The following is an 18,750-nucleotide window of genomic DNA, read 5'->3' on the forward strand; positions in this document are numbered from 1 at the left end:
AAGTATTCAGGGCGCCAATACAGCGGATGGAAACAATCAATTTGAGCCATTCGCGAGCGCATCTTAATCTAAACCCGTCCTGGCACACACGCGAATTGCGGTGCACAACCCAGGATGATGCGCGCCCCAAATAGACGCTGGCAGCAGCTTGGTTACGCGCATTCAACGACAAGACAGACACCCGAAACGAGGTGTCGAAAAGTGAGGAGACAACATGAACAAACGACTAGCCGCGGCGTGCACTGCCGCAGGCTGCATGACGCTGGCCGCGCTGGCGTCGAACACCGCGAATGCATTTGAAGGGGGCGTTTCGCCGTATCCGGCCGGTGCTGCGGGCACCAGCATCGCAGCCATGCCGCCGATCCCTGGGTTGTTCGTGCTGGAGCAGTTCAGTTACAGCCACTCCAACGGGTTATACGACAACAGCGGCAACAAACTGCCGATTCCGTTCAGTATCTCGGCACCGTCGATGACGACGCGCTTGCTGGCGGCCTATCCGGTCACCGTGCTGGGTGCGGGCCTGTATTCCCAACTGGTTGTGCCGGTTGTCTCGCTGCATACGGACATTGTCGGGCAGAGCCAACGCCATAACGGCTTGTCGAATATCACGGTATCGCCTGCCATCTTGAAGTGGTCGGTCACGCGCAACCTCGCCATCGTCACGGGCTTTGATATCGCGCTCGCCAACGGTGCATACAACCAGGACCGTCCGAGCGTGGCGGTGGGCTACACATCATGGCAGCCGGTCTTCTCGTTTCGTTACAACGTGCCAAACGGCATTGACGTCGGCATGACCAACCGCTTTCTCATCAACCGGGAAAACGGCGATACCGGATACCGCTCGGGTTCGGCCTATGTGGCGGATTTCACGGCGGGGTGGAACTTCGGCAAATGGAAAGTCGGCGTAGTGGGCGGCTATCTGAACCAGTTCACCGACGACAAGGTCAATGGCGCGACCGTCGCCAACAACCGTGCCCGCAGCTTGGCACTAGGGCCATCCATTGCGTACGACGCAGGCGCCTTCAATATCAACATCAACTATCAGCAAGGAGTGTATGCAGCCAACACGTCCAAGAGCAGCGCAGTGTGGCTGAACATCGCCATCCCGCTGTGGGCGAAGCCGCCTGGCCCGGGCAACGGCATCTGAAAACGCATCAAAGGAATCGGGATGTTCCGCTATTTCCCTACGAACTACGTCTGGAATCTGTCCGTCGATCTTGCCATCGAAATGGGGGCGCGCATCGGCGAAATTGAGGCGATGTGCGCACCATTGCAGGAGGCAGCCACGCAGCCTGATGCCACCGGTACGCGTGCGTTTCGCGAAACATGGTCGCGCATGGCCGACAAGCTGTGCGAGCTGGCCGCGGAGGACGAAGCGCGAGGGCGCACGCTGTCCGCCGGCGACAAGTACAACCGTGCCGCCACGTACTACCTCACCGGCGAGCGCTTGCAAGCGCACGGCGCGGAAGGCCGTCTTGATCTGTACAAGCGCTTTCTGGCGGTGTTTGCCAAGGGCATTGCCGCGACGGGCGAAAACTGCGAACGCGTGGAGATCCCGTATGGCAATGCGCATCTCTCAGCGCTCTATGTTCGTGCGGAGGGCGTGACCGGGCGGGCCCCGATTCTCGTGCAGATCAACGGGCTGGACTCGACCAAGGAGATGAAGTACCGCGTCGGGCTGCCGCAGTGGCTGGCGCGGCGCGGGGTGTCGTCGCTCGTGGTTGATCAGCCTGGTACGGGCGAGGCCTTGCGCCTTCACGACATGCATGCGGTCTACAACACCGAAGTGTGGGCCAGCAAGATCGTCGACTGGCTGGAAACGCGCGATGACATCGACCCGAAACGCATCGGCCTGGAAGGCGTTTCACTCGGCGGCTACTACTGTCCGCGCGCGGTGGCTTTCGAGCCGCGCTTTGCGTGCGGCGTGGTGTGGGGCGCCAACCATGACTGGCGCGACGTGCAGAAAAAGCGCCTGGCGCGCGAGGGAAGCTTTCCCGTGCCGCACTACTGGGAACACGTGCGCTGGGTGTGGGGCGCGCCCGACATGGACACCTTCATGCGCATTGCCGAACACGTGCATCTGGATGGCGTGCTTGACCGCATTCGTGTGCCGTTCCTCGTCACCCATGGCGAGAAGGACTCGCAAATTCCCGTGCACTGGGCCCACCGCACGTATGAGCAACTCGTCAACAGCCCCAAGCGCGAGCTGAAGATTTTTACCGACCGCGAAGGCGGCGTGCAGCACAGCAGTTTCGATAACTCGGCCAACGCTGGTGCCTACATCGCCGACTGGGTCGCAGAAACACTGGGCGGCCGGACGGCCCCCTGATCATCAACCCATGACCGATAGGACTTCCATGAACATCATCGGACCCGATGCACTGCTGTTTGGCGTCGACGACGTTGCCGCGTGCGCGCAATATCTGACCGACTACGGCCTGAAGCCGGTTGGCGTGACAGCCGCCGGCGGCAGCTTCGAGGCGCTGGACGGCACGTCCATCCGCATTGCGCACAAGGACGATGCGACCTTGCCGCCCTCGCTCGGCACCGCGAGCTTCCTGCGCCAGACCATCTACGGCGTGGCCGACCAGCAGACGCTGGAGGCGATTGCCGCAGAGCTGCAGAAAGACCGCCCCGTCGAACGCCATGCGGATGGCTCCATCCACACTGTGGACGATGCGGGCTTTGCACTGGCGTTTCAGGTGACGGTTCGCCGCCCGCTGGAATTACCGGCGGAGCGTGTCAACGCACCGGGCGCACCTGCGCAGCGGCCGGCGAACGTTGTAGGCGTGGACGGCGATGCCGTGGTGCAGGCCCGCACGCTCTCGCACGTTGTCTACTTCGTGCCGGATGCCACGAAGGCGGAGGCGTTCTACGTCAAGCGCCTGGGCTTTGTCTGCACCGATCGCTTTGTCGGCGTGGGGCCTTTCCTGCGCCCCGCCGGCACGCTCGACCACCACACGCTATTCATGATCGAGACGCCGCCGTTCATGAAGGGCTGTGAGCATTTCACGTTTCATCTGGGCGGCCCGACCGAGGTGATGCAGGCCGGGGCGCGACTGGTCGAGAAGGGCTATCAATCGTTCTGGGGCCCGGGGCGCCATCGCTTCGGCTCGAACTGGTTCTGGTACTTCAACAGCCCGCTCGGCTGCCATGTGGAATACGACGCCGACATGGACCTGCACGATACCGACTGGATCGCACGCGAAGCCCCCATGGGGGCGGACACCTCGCAACTGTTCCTGTTCCAGCATCGCGAGAACTGGGCACCGGGCGGTCCGCCGGCAACCGATGCGGCGCACGCCGCATCCTGAGGGATCGGAACTCAGCCATGTCGACATCCAACCGCGTACCGCTATGCCAGTTGCATGAGTTGATCGATGGCCATTCGCGTGGCTTTGACCCGCGCGGTATCGGCCGGGACACTGTCTTCGTGGTGCGGCGAGGCGAGGCACTTCATGCCTACCGCGATGCCTGCCCGCATCAGGGTGGAACGCCAATGGCATGGCGCAAAGATGCCTACCTCAATGGCGACGGCACCCGCATCGTCTGCCATGCGCATGGCGCGCAATTCGATATCGGCTCCGGCGTTTGCGTTCTTGGCCCCTGCCTGGGACAAGCGCTGGAGCCCATCAAGATCGAGGTTGCCGGAAACGGCACCGTGTTCTTGATGCCAGACAACAAGGAGACACCACAATGACATCCCCAGTGCAGAAGATCCTCGTGATCGGGGGCGGCTTTTCCGGCATGGCCGCAGCCATCCAATGCGCCAAGCTCGGCATGCAGGTCGACATGGTCGAGATTGATGCGAAATGGCGGGCCTATGGCGCCGGCATCAGCATCGGCGGCCCAACGCTGCGCGCCTTGAAAACTATTGGCGTACTCGATGCATTCCGAGAGCGCGGCTATTGTGGCGATGGCGTCAATCTTTTCACAGCGAGCGGCCAGGCGCTGGGGCAGTTACCCACGCCGCGTGTGGCCGGGCCGGATGTGCCGGGCGGCGGCGCGATCATGCGTCCGGCGCTGGCTGACATCCTGGCCAAGGCGACAGTCGCTGCGGGCGTGAAGGTGCGCCTGGGCTGCACATTCACGGCAATTGAGCAACGCGCCGACGGGGTGGACGTTGCCTTTACCGATGGCACGCAAGGTCGCTACGACCTCGTGATCGGCGCCGATGGGTTGTACTCGAAGGTGCGCGAGGCAGCGTTTCCCAATGCACCCACGCCGCAGTACACCGGCCAGGGTGTCTGGCGTGCCGTGGTTCCTCGCCCCGCAGACATCACGTGCGCAACGATGTGGCTCGGGCAGAAGGTCAAGACAGGCGTCAACCCCGTATCGCAAGACGAGATGTACCTGTTCGTGACCGAAGACCGCGAGGCGAACGAGTACATCGACCCGCAACGTTGGCCGCAGATGCTGTCGGATCTGCTCGCACCGTTCAGCGCGCCGTTGATGCAAACCATCCGCGCGCAGATCTCGGCACAGTCGCTCATCAACTATCGCCCGCTGGAAAGCCTATTGATGCCGCGCCCGTGGTTCAGCGGCCGCATCGTGCTGATCGGGGATACGGTCCATGCCACCACACCGCACATGGCGGCCGGTGCCGGTATCGGCCTGGAAGACGCCATCGTGCTAGCCGAGGAATTGGAGCGCGCTGCCACGCTCGATGCCGCACTGCAAGCCTTCCAGGATCGCCGCTGGGACCGTTGCCGCATGGTGGTGGAAAACTCGGGCCGCCTGGGCGAGATCGAGATTGCCGGCGGTGACAAGGCCGAGCACGCCCGCATCATGCGCGACACGCTCATGAGCCTGGCAAAGACCATCTGACGCGGCGGAGACCACCATGGAATCAAATCTTGAGACCAGCGGCGCAGCGCGATTGGGCGGCCGGGGCACGTTCGCGCTACTGGCTGCACATTGCGCCGGCATGGTCGACATGGTCGCCTTGCCGGTATGGGTTGGCACCCTGATCGGAAGCTATCACCTCGACCCGCAAGAGGCGGGTGGCTTGGTAACGTTGTTTTTGGCGGCGGCCGTGGCAAGCAGCGTCGTCTTCGCGCCGCGCCTGAATCGTCTGCCAGCCCGCGCTTCCGTATCCGCCGGCTTTGGGGTGGCCATGCTGGCGTTTCTCAGCATGGCCGCCGTGGGCGACAGTTACGCGGCCATGGCGGGTTTGCATGCGGTTGCGGGTTTCGCCGTGGGATGCAGCCTGAGCTTTACGCACGGCACGATCGGGCGCAGTCGCAATCCGCATCGGTTGTTTGCTGCGGCGGGCTTGGCGCTGGGCTGCTTTGCCATCGCTTTTCTGGGTGTGACACCGGGCTTGGTAGCGTTGCACGGTGGACCGATCCTGTTCCGCGTCTTCGCGGGTGTGATGGCGGTTGCGGCCGCGGTGTGCGCGATGGCGTTTCCGGTCCTTAAGGCGCCGCACCTTGAGATGTCCACAGCCGAACCAAGCTTTTCGCCAACCGTATGGAGCGGCATGCTGGGCGTGGCCTGCATGGCAGTGACTCAGGCCATGGTGTTCAGTTTTGTCGAACGCATTGGCGTAGATCGAGGTTTCGGCCTGGCCGCCGTCACCTCCGTATTGATCGCAACGGGGTTGGTGAACCTGCTGCCAGCGCCACTGGCGGGGTTCCTGGAGTTGCATGTGCCGGCCCGGCGGGTTGTGCTGGGTGGGCCGCTCGCGCAGGCAACACTTGCGCTCGTCATCACGCAGAGTTCAACGCTGGCCCCGTATGCGGCGGCTGGCGCGGTGTTCGTTGCCGTCATGATCTTCACGCACACCTTCGCGTTTGGTGTGCTGGCCCGGTTGGACGTCACCGGACGCGCCGTTGCCGCCACGCCCGCCATGCTGATGACTGGCGCTGCCGTCGGGCCGATCCTTGGCGGCACGCTGGTCAAGTTTCTTGGCTACGGCAGCCTTGGCATCGCCGCTGTCTTGATGGCCGTTGCCGCCATGCTGTGTTTCTCACGTCTTGAACGCCGCGCTGTGCCAGCAGGAGCTTCCGCATGAAGCCAACTCGACGCTTTGTCGATCTCTCCATCTATCTGGAGAACGACGTGCTCTCCGACCCGCCGCCGCTGGCACCGAAGATCACCTACCAGAAGCATGCCGATACCTTGCCCGAGTTCATGGCCATGCTGCCCGGCACGAAGCCCGAGGACTACCCCGATGGCGAAGCCGCTGCGGCCGAGTGGGTCACGCTCACCACGCACAGCGGCACGCATCTCGATGCGCCCTGGCACTTCCATTCGACCATGGACGCCACCCTTGGCGAGGCCAAACCGTCGATCACCATCGACGAAGTTCCGCTGGAATGGTGCTTCCAGCCCGGCGTGAAACTCGACTTCCGGCACTTTCCCGACGGCTACGTGGTGACAGCCGCCGATGTGGAGGCAGAGCTTGCACGCATCGGCCACTCGCTGCAGCCGCTCGACATCGTCGTGGTCAACACGCGGGCGGGCGCGCGCTATGGGCACAACGACTACGTCAACGCAGGCTGCGGCATGGGCTACGAGGCGACGATGTACCTGCTCGAACGCGGCGTGCGCCTGACCGGAACCGATGCGTGGAGCTGGGATGCACCGTTCTCCTACACCGCCAAGAAGATCGCCGAGACGGGCGATACCTCACTGATCTGGGAAGGGCACAAGGCCGGTCGCGACATTGGCTACTGCCACCTGGAGAAGCTGCACAACCTCGAGGCCCTGCCTCCGCGTGGATTTGTCATCAGTTGCTTTCCGCACAAGATTCGCGGGGCATCCGCGGGGTGGACGCGCGCGGTCGCCATCTTCAACGCTGAACAGGACATTGCATGAGCTTTCCAACAATTCAACGTATCGTGACGGGCCACGACGCCGACGGGCGCGCGGTGATCGTCTCGCAAGGGCCATTGCCGACCGTGGTGGAAATTGCTGCCATTCCCGGCACGGTATTCCACGAAGTGTGGAGCACGTCGGGCAACCCGGTGCCGATCGACAACGGTGCGGATCCCACCGTGGGCGCGCTGATGTTGCCGCCGCCAAAGCAAGGCACGCGCTTTCGATTTGTCGATATTCCGCCCGATACCTCGGAGTTCCTGGCGCGTGGCGCGACCCGGATGCAGGAAGCGTTCACCCAGGTGGGCGATGCACATGCATCTACCGTGCGCGCCGATTCGCCGCATCCGCTGATGCATCGCACGGAATCGATCGACTACGGCGTGGTGATCGATGGCGAGATGACGCTGGTGCTCGATGATTCCGAGGTGGCGCTTGCGCCGGGAAGCGTGGTCATTCAACGTGGCACCAATCACGCCTGGGCCAACCGCTCCAGCCGGCCGTGCAGGATGCTCTTCGTGCTGATCGACGGCGTGTACGACCCGGCCATCGCCGAGGCATTGCAGGCCCGGACGCAACCGGAGGCGCGATGAAGTTCGCCACATTGCCCGGCGGCGGAACTGATGGTCGCCTTGTGTTGGTGTCGCGCGATCTTCAGCGCGCTATCGATGCCGCCCCAATTGCCGCCACGTTGATCGATGCACTGGAGCGCTGGGAGGATGTCGCCCCCAAGCTGCAGGCGCGCTACGACGATCTCAATGCGGGGCGTATTGCCGGTGCACGTGCATTCGATGCTGCTGCGTGTCTGGCACCGCTGCCGCGTAGCCCGCAATGGTGCGATGGATCGGCGTTTCTCAACCACGGTCGACTGATGGAGCGCGCATTCAATACGCCGCCGATTCCAGATTTCGCCACCATCCCCGTGATGTACCAGGGTGCGAGCGACGACTTTCTCAGCCCGACGCAGGATGTGCCGTTGCCCAGTGAGGCCGACGGTATCGATTTCGAAGGCGAGTTTGGTGTGGTTGTCGGTCGCGTACCGATGGGCGTCTCTGCTACGCAGGCCTTGGAGCACATCCGCCTGCTCGTGCAGATCAACGATTGGAGCCTGCGCGCATTTGGGCCACGCGAGATGAAGACCGGCTTTGGGTTTCTACAGGCCAAACCGTCGACCAGCTTTGCGCCGGTCGCCATCACGCCCGACGAGTTGGGCGGAAATTGGCGCGAAGGCCGCGTGCAACTGCGTCTGCATATCGAGTGGAATGGTCACTGGTTTGGTCATCCATGTGGCAGCGAAATGAATTTCAGCTTTGGCGACCTCATTGCACATGCCGCGCGTACACGCCAACTGTCCGCTGGAACCATCATCGGCTCCGGCACGGTATCGAATGTGAGCCGCACAGCTGGATCGGCATGTATTGCAGAGCGGCGTGTGATCGAGATCATCGATGAAGGCGAAGCCAAGACTGGCTTCATGCGCTTCGGCGATCGGGTCAGGATGATGGCGCGCGACGCAGAAGGTGAGATGCCGTTCGGCATCATTGAGCAGCGTGTTGTTCAAGCGGGTGCAGCTAGTGCAAAAGAGGAGCAACGATGAGAGCCTTGGTGACGGGTGCCAATGGTTTCGTAGGATCAGCGTTGGTTCGCCGGTTATTGCGCGATGGGGTCGCTACCACAGGCGACGTCACAGAGTTAATGCTTGTGGACCAGCATATCGACGCCATCCCCGCAGATGCGCGCGTTACTGTCATCAACGGAGACTTTGGCGCGCCGCACACACTTGATGCTGTGCTGTCAAAGCCCGTGGATCTCGTCTTTCACTTGGCGAGTGTGCCGGGCGCACAGGCCGAAGCCAATCGGGATCTGGGCGACCGTATTAATTTGCATGGCACCCTGGCGTTGTTCGAATGCCTCGCGAAACAGCCGAGCGTTCATGGGACCGTGCCGCGAGTCGTCTTTGCCAGCAGTGTCGCGGTTTATGGAGTCCCTCTGCCGTCGCATATGGACGAGCATTCGGCGGTACACCCCACCATCAGTTACGGCGTGCACAAGTTGGTTGGCGAGCAATTGTTGGCCGATTGGACGCGTCGCGGCTCAGTCGATGGCCGCTCGTTACGCTTCCCGGGCATCGTGGCGCGGCCCGGATTGTCCCTAGGACATGGTTCCGCCTTCATGAGTGCGATCTTTCGCGCCGCTCAACACGGGCAACCCTATGTATGTCCTGTCTCGCCATCGGCAACAGCATGGTGGATGTCGCGTGTCTGCTGCGTCGACAACTTGGTACATGCTGCGCGGTTGTCTTCGGACGGTCTACACGCGGAGCGCGTCTGGACGCCCCCCGTGCTGCGATTGGAGGTTGGTGCGCTCGTCGACGCGCTAGCGCATAGGTTCGGCCCGATGCAAATCAGCTATGCCCCCGAGGATGGGATCGAGCGGTTGTTTGGCCGCCAGCCACCGCTGATTGATCGTCGCGCTGTCGCGGCTGGCTTTCAACACGACGGCACTGTCGAGGCGTTGATCGAACGGGCGCTGATGGAGGGCTGAAACGGTTCAGCCAGCCCACATGGCTGCCTTCGGCGACATATTTTTAATAGAACGCTGAGCATCGACGCATCATCCATGCGGGTCAGAAGCGTTCCAGATCGTTGACGAGACTCGCTATGAAAGGGGCACACGTGAGCGCTCGACCTACTTGACACATGATGTATGAAAACCGAAGCGCGCAGTCTGTTTGATCTTTCCGGCCACGTGGCACTGATTACAGGCGCCACGAGCGGTCTGGGCTTCGCCACTGCGACGGCACTCGCTACTCAGGGCGCCACCGTTATTGTTTCAGGTCTGGATGAGGCAGCCTGTTCTGAGACGGCGACTCGCCTGTGTCAGAGCGGCCTGAATGCGTTCGGTATTGCTTGCGATGTATCCGACCAGCGCCAGGTTGAGCAATTGGTTGGTGAGGTTCTGCAGCGCCATGGCCGCATCGATACGCTCGTCTGCAACGCAGGAATCCAGGGGCCGGCAGGCCCATTCAGTAACGTTACAGACGACACTTGGCTGCGGGTAATGGAAGTGAATCTCCATAGCGCCGCTCGGTTGACCTCGCTTGTCATTCCGGACATGGCACAGCGCGGTTCTGGAAGCGTGATCTTGATGTCGAGCATCGCAGGACTCCGCGGCAATCGAAGGATAGGCCTCTATGGAATTTCCAAAGCTGGCCTCGCGCAGCTGGCGCGTAACCTGGCAGTTGAGTGGGGTCCACACGGCGTGCGAGTGAATGCCATCTCGCCAGGCCTCATCCGCACGCCGTTTGCTGCGGAATTGATTGCCGACAGCACCTTCATGAGCCGGCGACTGTCATTGACCCCGTTGCGGCGCGTGGGAGAACCGCACGAAATCGCAGGTGTGGCCGTCATGCTTGCTAGCCCAGCGGGTGGTTTTATGACGGGTCAAAACATCGTCGTGGACGGAGGGACGACTATTAGCGATGGAAGTTGACACACGTCGATGATTCGTAGCCGGCGCTCGTTGAGGTCATTCTGGCGTACACATCACGAAACGCGAGATGTATCGCTCCACTACTGAAGCGCACGTGCCACACAACATGCTCGCGAGCGGAGGAAAAACCAGGGTGCTAAGCGGGGGTGAAAAGCACTGCGCGAAGCTGGCGCGCCCGCAAACATTAAGTGGTGTTTAAAGCCTTGCAGTACAGAGGTTTCTGGAGGGGCTTACCCCCCAGAAACCAAACTATTTCAGCGAGATTGAAACGCTTTCATTTCCTCGCCACACATCTTGTGTTTGTTGAACGGTAGTGCATCTCCTGGGTACAAAACTACCGCATACATCCACGCCCGTTAAGGCTCCGGAGCCCGGCTAGCCTCTGCAACCGCGCTGGGCTCAGCCCCCATGCCTCACGACCATTTGCAACGATGTCAAACTTTCGAAAAGAAAGGCATCTTTCAGTGAGGCAGCAAGCTTGCACGTGTGACGAAGCTGGATCAGTTTGTCACCTATTTGCGCTAGCACGGGATCACTGCACACCAGAACTCGTTGCCAGCGACGGCCATGGAACTCCTCTTGCAATATGACCACCTCCTCTGGGATCGTCCGTCCACCCAATTTGCTTTCGCCACGAACAGCCTATCTATCGAATCATTTTTGATTCGCATGCAGAGTACTTAAATCACTTTGATATAAGAAGGCCACGCCGCCAAGCTCTCCGCGTGGATCAAGACCGAGGCCAACAAGCCGCGCAAGCAACGGCATACGCTCATGCAGGTTCATGCTGCTCGTCAGCTCTGCGCTGCGCTGCTAGGCGCGGGCCGCCCAAAGCTCACGTCTCGCAGCCCGATCAGGTGCCGGAGCCGCTCCCTGCTGCGATGGTCTCGCGACCGGCGGTGTCGACTGGAACCAGCCGCCGCTGTGCCAAATAATGGGAGGCATTGCGCTCTGCCCCAAAGCGATTGCCTCTGCAGTCAACTGGCTGTCAGGCCCTGCTGTTATGGAAGTACAGGTAGCCGAGGCCGATCGGGGCGATGAAGATCGCCAGACTCCAGCAAAGTGCCATCGTGACCAACTTCCACCATAGGGCGATGAAGGCATTGACGAACAACACGTTCGAGCCCATCAAGAAGCCAATCACGCCCTCGTAGACGAACCGTGCGTAGGGATAGAGAACGGTATTGAGGATCGCGATAATCACGAGCGTGAAGGGGAACGCGTGCTGCCCGGACGATGGCTTCGCGTGCGACAACATCCAGAAGATGAAGACGGGAAAGATCAGGCCGAATACAAAATGTCGGAAGTAATACGGGCGGGAGAGCCCACCAAAGGTTTTACTCAAAACTTGTTGCACGCGCGCTCCTTGTGCGTGAAGGTTGTGCTGACCGTTAATGCCGGCCGGTTGCCATCCATGACCGGCTACCGGACCGCGTCACCGAGATTTGCAGTTGACGGGCCTCACTGAACGACCTTGGCAGTCTTCAGCAAGTTTCCGACTACCTGTACCGTGGCGCGTTCGAGTTCCGCCGTCTCCAACGCCTGCTTAATGGCCGGCTTTACGGCGTCATATGCAGGCACTTGCGTCGGCCGCATCGCATCGAGCTTCACGATGTAGCGCTGGTTACCCACTTCGACTGGGGCAGCGCTGGTCGCACCCAGTTGCAATGCGGAAATCTCGCGCGCAAGTGCCAGCGGCAAGTTCTGCGTCTTGCCCTCTTCGGCCGGCACCTTGAAGCTCACCCAATCCATCTCGCCGCCACGTGTCTTGTTCGGCGCCGTGCTGTACTGCTGTGCCAACTTGGCGAAATCGCCGCTCTGCTTCAGTTGCGCGATGACCTGCGCGGCGGTGACATCGTCCCCCACCTGGATCACACGTGGCTTGTATTCTTTGTCGCCCAGGCTGGAGACGATCGCGTCATAGCGCGCTTTGACTTGCGCATCCGTCACCGGCGCGGGCTTGATGTTGTCTTTCAGCCAAGCCTGAGTGATGGCCGCGTCATGCGCCTCCTGTACGGCTTGTTTCACCGCCGGCAGCTTTTCGTAGGCGGCATTCTTGGCAGCCTGCTGGCGGAACAGTTCACGCGCGATCATCTGCTGCTTGAGCGCTTGTACGACGTTCGGATTCGCGGCCACGCCGGTCTGTGCAATCGCTCGGTCCAACTGGGCTTGCGTGATCTGCGTGCCGTTGACGACGGCCACAGCACCCGCCGGCAGGGCGTCAGCCCATGCGGATGAAATCGATGCTGCGGCCAATGCAGTTATGGCGAAGCGGTGGATCGTTGTGTTCATGTCAGAAATCCTTGTCAATAAGTTCAGTGCAAAGTCGGCGTCGACAATAGCGGCGCGTGCCATTTAGCCAAGTGGGACAGCGTCGCTCGGTGCTACCTCATCAGGTCCACTAGGGAAATCCAACCCGCCCAGCAAGTTCTGATAGATCGCCGAAATGGTCCCCACGACCAGGAACGTTGAGATCACTGCGGTCGCCGCCTGTAACACCGATCCAATCGGCGTCTGAGAAACGCCAACCATAGAGACCTGCCCCGTTGTCAGCATCAGCACGGACGCCACAATGATGGGCGCCGTGCCAGCGGTCATGACGACAAAGATCGACCAGACGCGCCCAGCCGTCGCATTCCACGAAAGGCGTAGAGGGGAACGTCCAGCATCCGCCGCCAAAGCGGGCAAAGCCAGAATGAGGCGGTAGTACAGGTAATAGAGCCCAAACTGACCAACCGCGCCGATCAAGCCCAACGTCAATCGCAGCTTGGCAATCAACATGAACGCTGCGCCCGACAACACCGCAAGAAGACAGAAGGCGACCGTCTGAAGCGACCACGCATGGTTATTCGTCTCTCGGCGCAGGACGAGTCGATATCCGGCCACTTGCAGCGGCACCGTTACTAGTGTCTGCGCCATCATGAGCAGCGTCATGAAAAACCAGGGTCGGAACTCCCCGTTAGTACCCGCTACGGTCAGCATCAGAAGACCAACCGTGGTGAGCACCGTAAGCAAAGGGTGACGCAATGGAATTTGAAAGGCTGAACGGTATGCAGCCTTGATCGTTGCGCCTTTGGAAATCTTCATGTTCATGATCCTAGGTGTCGGATTGGCGTACCCGTTGCTCAATAAGTCCAGTTCAAGGTCGCCAACAGGACCGTCGGCTTGGCGCCGAGCTCGGCCGGCTGCACCAGCGCACGGCCAAGCAGCAACTCACTGGTCAGCACGTTCTTGCCATAAGCCGCCGATAGCCGCACCCCTACACCGGTACCCGCCAGGTACTGCCAGTGCTGCGTGGCCACCAACTGCGTCTGGCCGCCATCCAGGAAGACGTAGGGCTCGATCCGCACGCCCCCAGCCGAAGGCGCATTCGCCCACACGGCTTCGTTGCGCAAGGTCAGTCCCCGGTCTCCGCTGATGAGGCCCTCGCGGAAGCCCCGAACCGAGCTCATGCCACCCGCAAAGATCTGTTCCGAACCGAACAGCGCCACATTCGACCACTGCGCAGACACCTGGCCGCGGTACGCCAACGCAGCCTTGCCAAGGCTCGGAAGGGGCAACTGGGTACTTGCGTTGCCATCGAGCTTCCAGAACTGGCTGTGCGCTTCGTCACGTCTGATATCTGGGGCATCCTGGCTAGCGCTGAGCGTGCGCATGCCGCGCGTGACACCGACTTCCCAGGTGGCATAGCCGCCTTGGTTGTTCACGGCGAACTTGCGCAGCCCGTTGATGGCGACCCGCACCACCGTCAGAAACTGCGGATCGAGCAGCAGATTGTTGACCTCGCGCTCAGTGCGCCGGTGCGTGAGCGTAACGTCGAACGCGGTGCGCCCGGCTTGGTCGCGCTCGATTACGCGGTTCCAACCAAAGGTGTGCGCAAAGGTGCGGCCGTAGACGAGCGCCGTATCGCCGATGAGGTTGTTGTACTCCGAGAACGAGCCGGTATAGCTGAAGGTGTTGTAGCCGAACGGCACCGCCGCCGAGGCAATGGCGGCATTGGTGTCGGTCGTGCCGATGTAGGACAGCGACAGCGCCTCCTGGAAGCCGAGCGCATTGTCTGCATCGATGCCGGCACGCAAACGCGTGGTGCCGGTGGCACGGCTGCCGTAGTTGTCCGTTCCCACGTTGAAACGGAAGCGGTCGCCCGGCTGGTTGGTCAGCGCAATGACCGAGGCGCCAGGGCTCTGGCCGGGCAGGATCTGCACCTCGGCCTGGTTGCGGCGCAGGCGGTTGATCTGGTCGACGCCCTGCTCCAGGTCAGTCAGCTTTAGCGTCTCACCCACGGTGGGCATGGACCAGGCGGTACCGGCGTCGGTCAGCCAGCCACCGTTCTGCGTACCGCTGGCGGTCGGCTGGTTCGGCACGGAGGTCCGGACCGTCTTCCCGTTGATCTGCAGGCTCTCCACCTTGCCCGGCACGACGGCGATGGTCAGAACGCCCTCTTTGAGGTTCTGCGGCGGCAAGTAGGCGCGCGTGGTGACGAAGCCGCGTTGCACGAACGCTTCGGTGAGCCTGCGAAGCAGCAGGTTGATGCGGTTGGTGCCCAGATCGCGATCGCCAAACGGCTGGGTGATGCCCGCCACCGTGGCGTCGTCCAGCACCGTATTGCCGCTCAATTGGATCCGGTGAATGGCAAAGGTGGTGCCGGGCTCAGCCACGGATTCGACGTTCGCGGCGTCCGGCACAGCCTGCGGCACCTGAATTTGCGGCGGAGGTTGGTTGGCCTCGCGGCGGCGCTCGGCCTCCTGGCGTTCACGCAAGGCACGCTGGGCCGGGTCTTCGAGCGGCGGGGTCTGGGCGTGGGTGGTCGTTGCAAGCAGCAGTGCTGCCAGGGCCAGCGGCGTGAATTTCAGCAACATGTGCATCGCCTCACTGCCACAGCCACGAGGTCAAGCCCACGTGCGAATCAATGGCCACCGGCTGACGCGACCTGGCGCGCAGCGTCACGATGCCGTTGCTGGCCGTGACGGTCTGCCCGTCAAAGGTGCCACCTTCGATCTGACCTTGGCCGTTGATCGTCAACGCCCCGCCAATGGTCAGCCAGTTGCCGCCCACATCGGCGGCGTACAGGCGCGCCCAGTTGTCGCCAAAGAACGCCTTGAAGCCGCGGTCACGGGCGAGTGCGGTGTAGCCTGTGATGCCGACTGCGCGCACCTTGGGCGCCGTGACCGTCATGTCACCAACCGAAAGCACCTGGCCGCCGATGTTCTCGGCGAGCGTTCCCGCATGGATCGTCAGATTTCCGCCAGCGGAGATCGCGCCGCCCGTGGTCGCAATGGTGCTCGATGCGCTGCTGCGGCAGAAGATCATGCAGCTGCGGCTGAAGTGCGCTGAGCCGCTGGCCAGCGCTTCGTTATGGAAGACGTTCGCGGCCGTGATGCTGATGTCGGCGCTGCCGTTGGCCAGCATCTGCCCGCCAATGTTGCTGACGTTGCGCCCGGTGATCGTAGTACCGGTTTGCGAGACGAGGTACGGAACCTGCCCGACTGCCGGGATGCTGCCGTAGTCCACGTCAAAGCCCGTGCTGTGGTTGCGCAAGAAGAGCCAGCGGGTGCCGCTGCTGGTCCAGGTCGCCGGCTGTTCGCTGTTCGCGCCAATGGTCTTGTCGAGCAGATTCTGCACATCGCCCTGGGCAGCCAGAGTCAGCTTGGCGTTCGACAAAATCCGGCTCTGGTGGTTGACGATGTCGCCACCGGCGCGCAGCACCACGTCGTCGTTCTTGCCGAAGAGGATGCCCTGCGTACCTGCCGACGCATCGTTGCGAATCGTGCCGCCGGCGAGCAGCGTGACGGCACCCTCGGAGGCTGCTGCACCGGTATTGCGCGTCTGGCCCTGGATCAGGCCCGCCGTGTTCGTCAGATCGGTATCACTCTGGATCAGTACGCCGCCAGCCGTGGCCGCGACGGCGGCCGGCAACGCAGACGACGCGATGGCGACGCTGCTGCCGTGAATCGTGGCGTTGCCTGCGGCGATGACGCTGGAATCGGTCTGGCTGTAGCCAGCCGTGGCGTTGAGCGTAACGTCGCCTCCCGAGGACTGCGCGGTGCTCGCGTTGCCGTTTCCGGACATCAGTGCGATTGAACCCGCCTGAACGGATGTGCCACCCACGCCATCGATCTTGCTGCCGGTGAGCTGCACTGCGCCGGGCGCGGTGATCGCTACCGTGCCCTGTTGCGAAGTCCACTGGCTCGTGCCAGACGCATCGGAACCTAGCGTCAGGGAAATGACCTGCGCGATCACGTTCTGCGTGGCGTTCAACTGGGTCGCCGTCATCGAGACGCCGGCACCTGCATCGAACAGACCAACGCCACCGGTTGCGCTCAGCGTGCTGTGGTCGATGGTGACGGGCTCGGTGTGAACTTGGCCTGTGCTGCCGATGACGATACTGCCAGCCTGGACGGCCGTGCCCGCCGACAGGGTGCTGCTGTCAAGGTGCACCTTATTGGAAGCGATCTGAAGGTTGCGGGCGGCGGTCAGGGCGCCGTTGCCCGTCAGACCGGCGAAGCCAATCAGCACGTCGTTGGCCGCCTGCACTGTGCCGCTGGCGAGTTGCAGATCCCCGGAGCCGCTGACCACGAAATCCCCCGCTGTGGCGAAGGCGGCTCCAGCGTGACGCACACCAGCGCCTTGGTCGGTGGCGATCAGTTCGATGCGGCCACCGGTCAGCGATCCGCCCGACGCAATATCGATGGCGTAGCCCAGCGGCGTACCGCTGCCCGTGCTGCTGTAGCTGACCCAGGGGTCCAGGTTGTCGGTGGGCGAGACGCTGGTGTCGACTTCTGCCCGGCTATCCCCGGCGACGATACGGACCTTGCTATTGAGGTTGGTGAAACTGTTCTGCACGGCACCAGCCACGCGCACCTGTTTGGCGATCAGTTCAAGGTTGAGCATCGCTCCAGCGAGACCACCCGGGCCGATGTTGATCGCGCCCGAGCTGGTGTTGAGCACCACGTTGCGTTGCAACTGGCCGGTGCCGTTGGTGAAGTCGTTGAAGGACACCTGGCCCGTCGTGAGCGCAACGTTGCCGGTGTTGGTGAACGAGCCGCCGTCTACCGTGATGCCGTTCGGGTTGGCAATGATCACGTTAGCGCGCGGGCCTAGCACGGCGATATTGCCCTGGATGAGTGATGGGTTAGTGCTCGTGACTTGGTTGACGATGGTGCGGGCGGCGACCGTGGTGTTGTTCAGGTCGGCGCCTGCCGTGCCCACGTTGAACGACGTGTAGGTGTTGTGTGAGACACCGCCAACGCTGGGGGCGATGTTGACGGTTTGGCGACCGTTGGTGCCGGTGCTTACCGACGTGGCTGTGCCGCCATCGGTAACGATGCCGGCCGCCACGGCGACCGGTGGCACGAAAACGGCGCATAGGCCAATGAGCGCGGCCAGCGTGGCTGGACGGTGTTGTGACTGCACGGAAACTTCCCCCTGAAACTGCTCTTTTTGTTGATGTGGTGGCACTTGGCCTCTACATCGCGCGTCACACGACGCTGACTTGGCTACCGGATCGCTGTATGAGTGCCCTATAGCCTTGCTGAAGTAACGATCTCCGCACCCAATGGCTCCCACGGATTGCGCAGTAGAAGTTTTTGGCGATGAACAGCAGCAAAGCACCGGCAATCGCCAATGGGTGACCGGTTTGGTCTCCATAGAGAGCGATCAGGGCAGCCATCGCGTCTGTGGCAACCAGTCGGCCGCCATGCGCAATCAACCCCTCCGAGTACGCCCAAGCGGTTCCAAACAACAACGCAGCCCAATAGAAGCCTGCCTTCACTTTGCGCTCCCGCTTTGTTGGGTGAACGAAAACAGTTGAAGTTGGCATCGGCGCAAATAGGGTTTTTAAACTCGCTCGACGTCGGTTCACCCGTTCGCCAAGCCATGATGAGCTGGAAGGGGGCCAGGCAAGGCCTCACCGCTTCGGCGTAAGCTCAAGGCGCTCCCTACTGCGATGCAAACCTAGATAGCGAAAAATGCGCACACTATTTGAGCTACTGGCCGGACAACAGCTGAATGGCTGCGTCAAACAGGTCCACTGAATTATCTGTTGTGGTGGACGCCTCATACACCGCCTCCATCGAGGCCACCACAGGGTCCGGGTCTTGACTGAAAAGCAAAGCCGACACCGCCCGCGCCTGCCCAAAACAATGAAGCGCCTCAATTTGCTTTTCCGCATCATCGTCGGCTTGATCCTGTAGATCAAAATATCTCTCATCAAGCTCCTGCAGCAGGCGATTCAATTCCGCAATCTGTTCACCGGTAAAGCGCTGATCGTGCTCCAGCGCCGACAATGCCTGCGTCACAACTGCATTGTTGACTGGAGCAGCGTTCATGGCGAACTGGCACGCTAACAACACGACCTTCCGCTGCCGACCACTGTCACACGTTCTAATTTTTCCCGCAAGATCAGGTTCGATAGCTTCTAAGCGCATTCTTATTCTG

At 61.8% G+C, this 18,750-nt stretch carries 18 protein-coding genes; 11 read left to right on the forward strand and 7 right to left on the reverse strand.

Translation table 11 applies throughout. The features are described from left to right. The first annotated feature begins 214 nt into the window (after positions 1-214). The 11 genes from BG83_RS0111785 (at position 215) to BG83_RS0111835 (ending at position 10,314) form a co-directional block, all read left to right on the forward strand. Positions 215-1,147 (forward strand): SphA family protein, encoded by a 933-nt coding sequence (locus BG83_RS0111785; protein WP_024976909.1) that lies wholly within the window; start codon positions 215-217, stop codon positions 1,145-1,147. A gap of 21 nt (positions 1,148-1,168) precedes the next feature. Then, on the forward strand, positions 1,169-2,329 hold the full coding sequence (locus tag BG83_RS0111790) for an alpha/beta hydrolase family protein (RefSeq protein ID WP_024976910.1): 1,161 nt from the start codon (positions 1,169-1,171) through the stop codon (positions 2,327-2,329). 28 nt (positions 2,330-2,357) lie between these two features. Then, on the forward strand, positions 2,358-3,314 hold the full coding sequence (locus BG83_RS0111795) for a VOC family protein (RefSeq protein WP_024976911.1): 957 nt from the start codon (positions 2,358-2,360) through the stop codon (positions 3,312-3,314). 17 nt (positions 3,315-3,331) lie between these two features. Then, entirely contained in the window at positions 3,332-3,700 is a 369-nt protein-coding gene (locus tag BG83_RS0111800; protein WP_024976912.1) for a Rieske (2Fe-2S) protein, read from the forward strand. Further along, positions 3,697-4,827, forward strand: coding sequence for an FAD-dependent oxidoreductase (locus BG83_RS0111805; RefSeq protein WP_024976913.1), 1,131 nt, complete (start codon positions 3,697-3,699; stop codon positions 4,825-4,827). Before BG83_RS0111800 ends, BG83_RS0111805 begins: the two co-directional genes overlap by 4 nt. Before the next feature lie 16 nt (positions 4,828-4,843). Continuing rightward, positions 4,844-6,016: an MFS transporter gene (locus BG83_RS0111810; protein WP_024976914.1), complete on the forward strand. Its 1,173-nt coding sequence runs from the start codon at positions 4,844-4,846 to the stop codon at positions 6,014-6,016. Further along, positions 6,013-6,822 carry a cyclase family protein gene (locus BG83_RS0111815; protein WP_024976915.1) on the forward strand — a complete coding sequence of 270 codons (810 nt, stop codon included), beginning with the start codon at positions 6,013-6,015 and terminating at the stop codon, positions 6,820-6,822. Before BG83_RS0111810 ends, BG83_RS0111815 begins: the two co-directional genes overlap by 4 nt. Continuing rightward, positions 6,819-7,415, forward strand: coding sequence for a cupin domain-containing protein (locus tag BG83_RS0111820; RefSeq protein WP_024976916.1), 597 nt, complete (start codon positions 6,819-6,821; stop codon positions 7,413-7,415). The genes BG83_RS0111815 and BG83_RS0111820 overlap by 4 nt, the downstream gene beginning before the upstream one ends. Then, complete coding sequence (locus BG83_RS0111825; protein WP_024976917.1) at positions 7,412-8,419, forward strand: fumarylacetoacetate hydrolase family protein; 1,008 nt, start codon at positions 7,412-7,414, stop codon at positions 8,417-8,419. The genes BG83_RS0111820 and BG83_RS0111825 overlap by 4 nt, the downstream gene beginning before the upstream one ends. Beyond that, a complete protein-coding gene (locus BG83_RS0111830) occupies positions 8,416-9,366 on the forward strand; it encodes an NAD-dependent epimerase/dehydratase family protein (RefSeq protein ID WP_024976918.1) in 951 nt (316 codons plus the stop codon). Before BG83_RS0111825 ends, BG83_RS0111830 begins: the two co-directional genes overlap by 4 nt. 162 nt (positions 9,367-9,528) lie before the next feature. Further along, a complete protein-coding gene (locus BG83_RS0111835; RefSeq protein ID WP_024976919.1) occupies positions 9,529-10,314 on the forward strand; it encodes an SDR family NAD(P)-dependent oxidoreductase in 786 nt (261 codons plus the stop codon). A 654-nt stretch (positions 10,315-10,968) separates the two neighbouring features. On the opposite strand, the gene BG83_RS30035 is transcribed toward BG83_RS0111835, so the two are convergent. The 7 genes from BG83_RS30035 to BG83_RS0111870 all read right to left on the reverse strand — a co-directional run bounded on the left by BG83_RS30035 (position 10,969) and on the right by BG83_RS0111870 (position 18,641). Beyond that, positions 10,969-11,100, reverse strand: a complete 132-nt coding sequence (locus BG83_RS30035) for a hypothetical protein (protein WP_268747344.1) — start codon at positions 11,098-11,100, stop codon at positions 10,969-10,971. A 202-nt stretch (positions 11,101-11,302) separates the two neighbouring features. Next, entirely contained in the window at positions 11,303-11,671 is a 369-nt protein-coding gene (locus BG83_RS0111840) for a hypothetical protein (protein ID WP_024976920.1), read from the reverse strand. Between the two features lie 104 nt (positions 11,672-11,775). Further along, positions 11,776-12,606 (reverse strand): peptidylprolyl isomerase, encoded by an 831-nt coding sequence (locus BG83_RS0111845; RefSeq protein ID WP_024976921.1) that lies wholly within the window; start codon positions 12,604-12,606, stop codon positions 11,776-11,778. Positions 12,607-12,669: 63 nt separating this feature from the next. Then, positions 12,670-13,401, reverse strand: a complete 732-nt coding sequence (locus BG83_RS0111850; RefSeq protein WP_152543692.1) for a hypothetical protein — start codon at positions 13,399-13,401, stop codon at positions 12,670-12,672. A 38-nt stretch (positions 13,402-13,439) separates the two neighbouring features. Next, positions 13,440-15,173 carry a ShlB/FhaC/HecB family hemolysin secretion/activation protein gene (locus BG83_RS0111855; RefSeq protein WP_024976923.1) on the reverse strand — a complete coding sequence of 578 codons (1,734 nt, stop codon included), beginning with the start codon at positions 15,171-15,173 and terminating at the stop codon, positions 13,440-13,442. A gap of 10 nt (positions 15,174-15,183) precedes the next feature. Then, complete coding sequence (locus tag BG83_RS0111860) at positions 15,184-17,727, reverse strand: filamentous hemagglutinin N-terminal domain-containing protein (protein ID WP_024976924.1); 2,544 nt, start codon at positions 17,725-17,727, stop codon at positions 15,184-15,186. A gap of 572 nt (positions 17,728-18,299) precedes the next feature. Next, positions 18,300-18,641: a hypothetical protein gene (locus tag BG83_RS0111870; RefSeq protein ID WP_152543693.1), complete on the reverse strand. Its 342-nt coding sequence runs from the start codon at positions 18,639-18,641 to the stop codon at positions 18,300-18,302. Between the last annotated feature and the right edge of the window lie 109 nt (positions 18,642-18,750).

The organism is Ralstonia pickettii (assembly GCF_000607165.1).
GTDB classification, from domain to species: Bacteria; Pseudomonadota; Gammaproteobacteria; order Burkholderiales; family Burkholderiaceae; genus Ralstonia; species Ralstonia holmesii.

Coding starts and splice junctions, on each gene's coding strand:
- BG83_RS0111870 (WP_152543693.1), bottom strand. CDS start 18,641: ATGAACGCTGCTCCAGTCAACAATGCAGTTGTGACGCAGGCATTGTCG.
- BG83_RS0111810 (WP_024976914.1), top strand. CDS start 4,844: ATGGAATCAAATCTTGAGACCAGCGGCGCAGCGCGATTGGGCGGCCGG.
- BG83_RS0111830 (WP_024976918.1), top strand. CDS start 8,416: ATGAGAGCCTTGGTGACGGGTGCCAATGGTTTCGTAGGATCAGCGTTG.
- BG83_RS0111785 (WP_024976909.1), top strand. CDS start 215: ATGAACAAACGACTAGCCGCGGCGTGCACTGCCGCAGGCTGCATGACG.
- BG83_RS0111855 (WP_024976923.1), bottom strand. CDS start 15,173: ATGTTGCTGAAATTCACGCCGCTGGCCCTGGCAGCACTGCTGCTTGCA.
- BG83_RS0111805 (WP_024976913.1), top strand. CDS start 3,697: ATGACATCCCCAGTGCAGAAGATCCTCGTGATCGGGGGCGGCTTTTCC.
- BG83_RS0111790 (WP_024976910.1), top strand. CDS start 1,169: ATGTTCCGCTATTTCCCTACGAACTACGTCTGGAATCTGTCCGTCGAT.
- BG83_RS0111835 (WP_024976919.1), top strand. CDS start 9,529: ATGAAAACCGAAGCGCGCAGTCTGTTTGATCTTTCCGGCCACGTGGCA.
- BG83_RS0111800 (WP_024976912.1), top strand. CDS start 3,332: ATGTCGACATCCAACCGCGTACCGCTATGCCAGTTGCATGAGTTGATC.
- BG83_RS0111850 (WP_152543692.1), bottom strand. CDS start 13,401: ATGAAGATTTCCAAAGGCGCAACGATCAAGGCTGCATACCGTTCAGCC.
- BG83_RS0111815 (WP_024976915.1), top strand. CDS start 6,013: ATGAAGCCAACTCGACGCTTTGTCGATCTCTCCATCTATCTGGAGAAC.
- BG83_RS30035 (WP_268747344.1), bottom strand. CDS start 11,100: ATGAACCTGCATGAGCGTATGCCGTTGCTTGCGCGGCTTGTTGGCCTC.
- BG83_RS0111795 (WP_024976911.1), top strand. CDS start 2,358: ATGAACATCATCGGACCCGATGCACTGCTGTTTGGCGTCGACGACGTT.
- BG83_RS0111825 (WP_024976917.1), top strand. CDS start 7,412: ATGAAGTTCGCCACATTGCCCGGCGGCGGAACTGATGGTCGCCTTGTG.
- BG83_RS0111820 (WP_024976916.1), top strand. CDS start 6,819: ATGAGCTTTCCAACAATTCAACGTATCGTGACGGGCCACGACGCCGAC.
- BG83_RS0111845 (WP_024976921.1), bottom strand. CDS start 12,606: ATGAACACAACGATCCACCGCTTCGCCATAACTGCATTGGCCGCAGCA.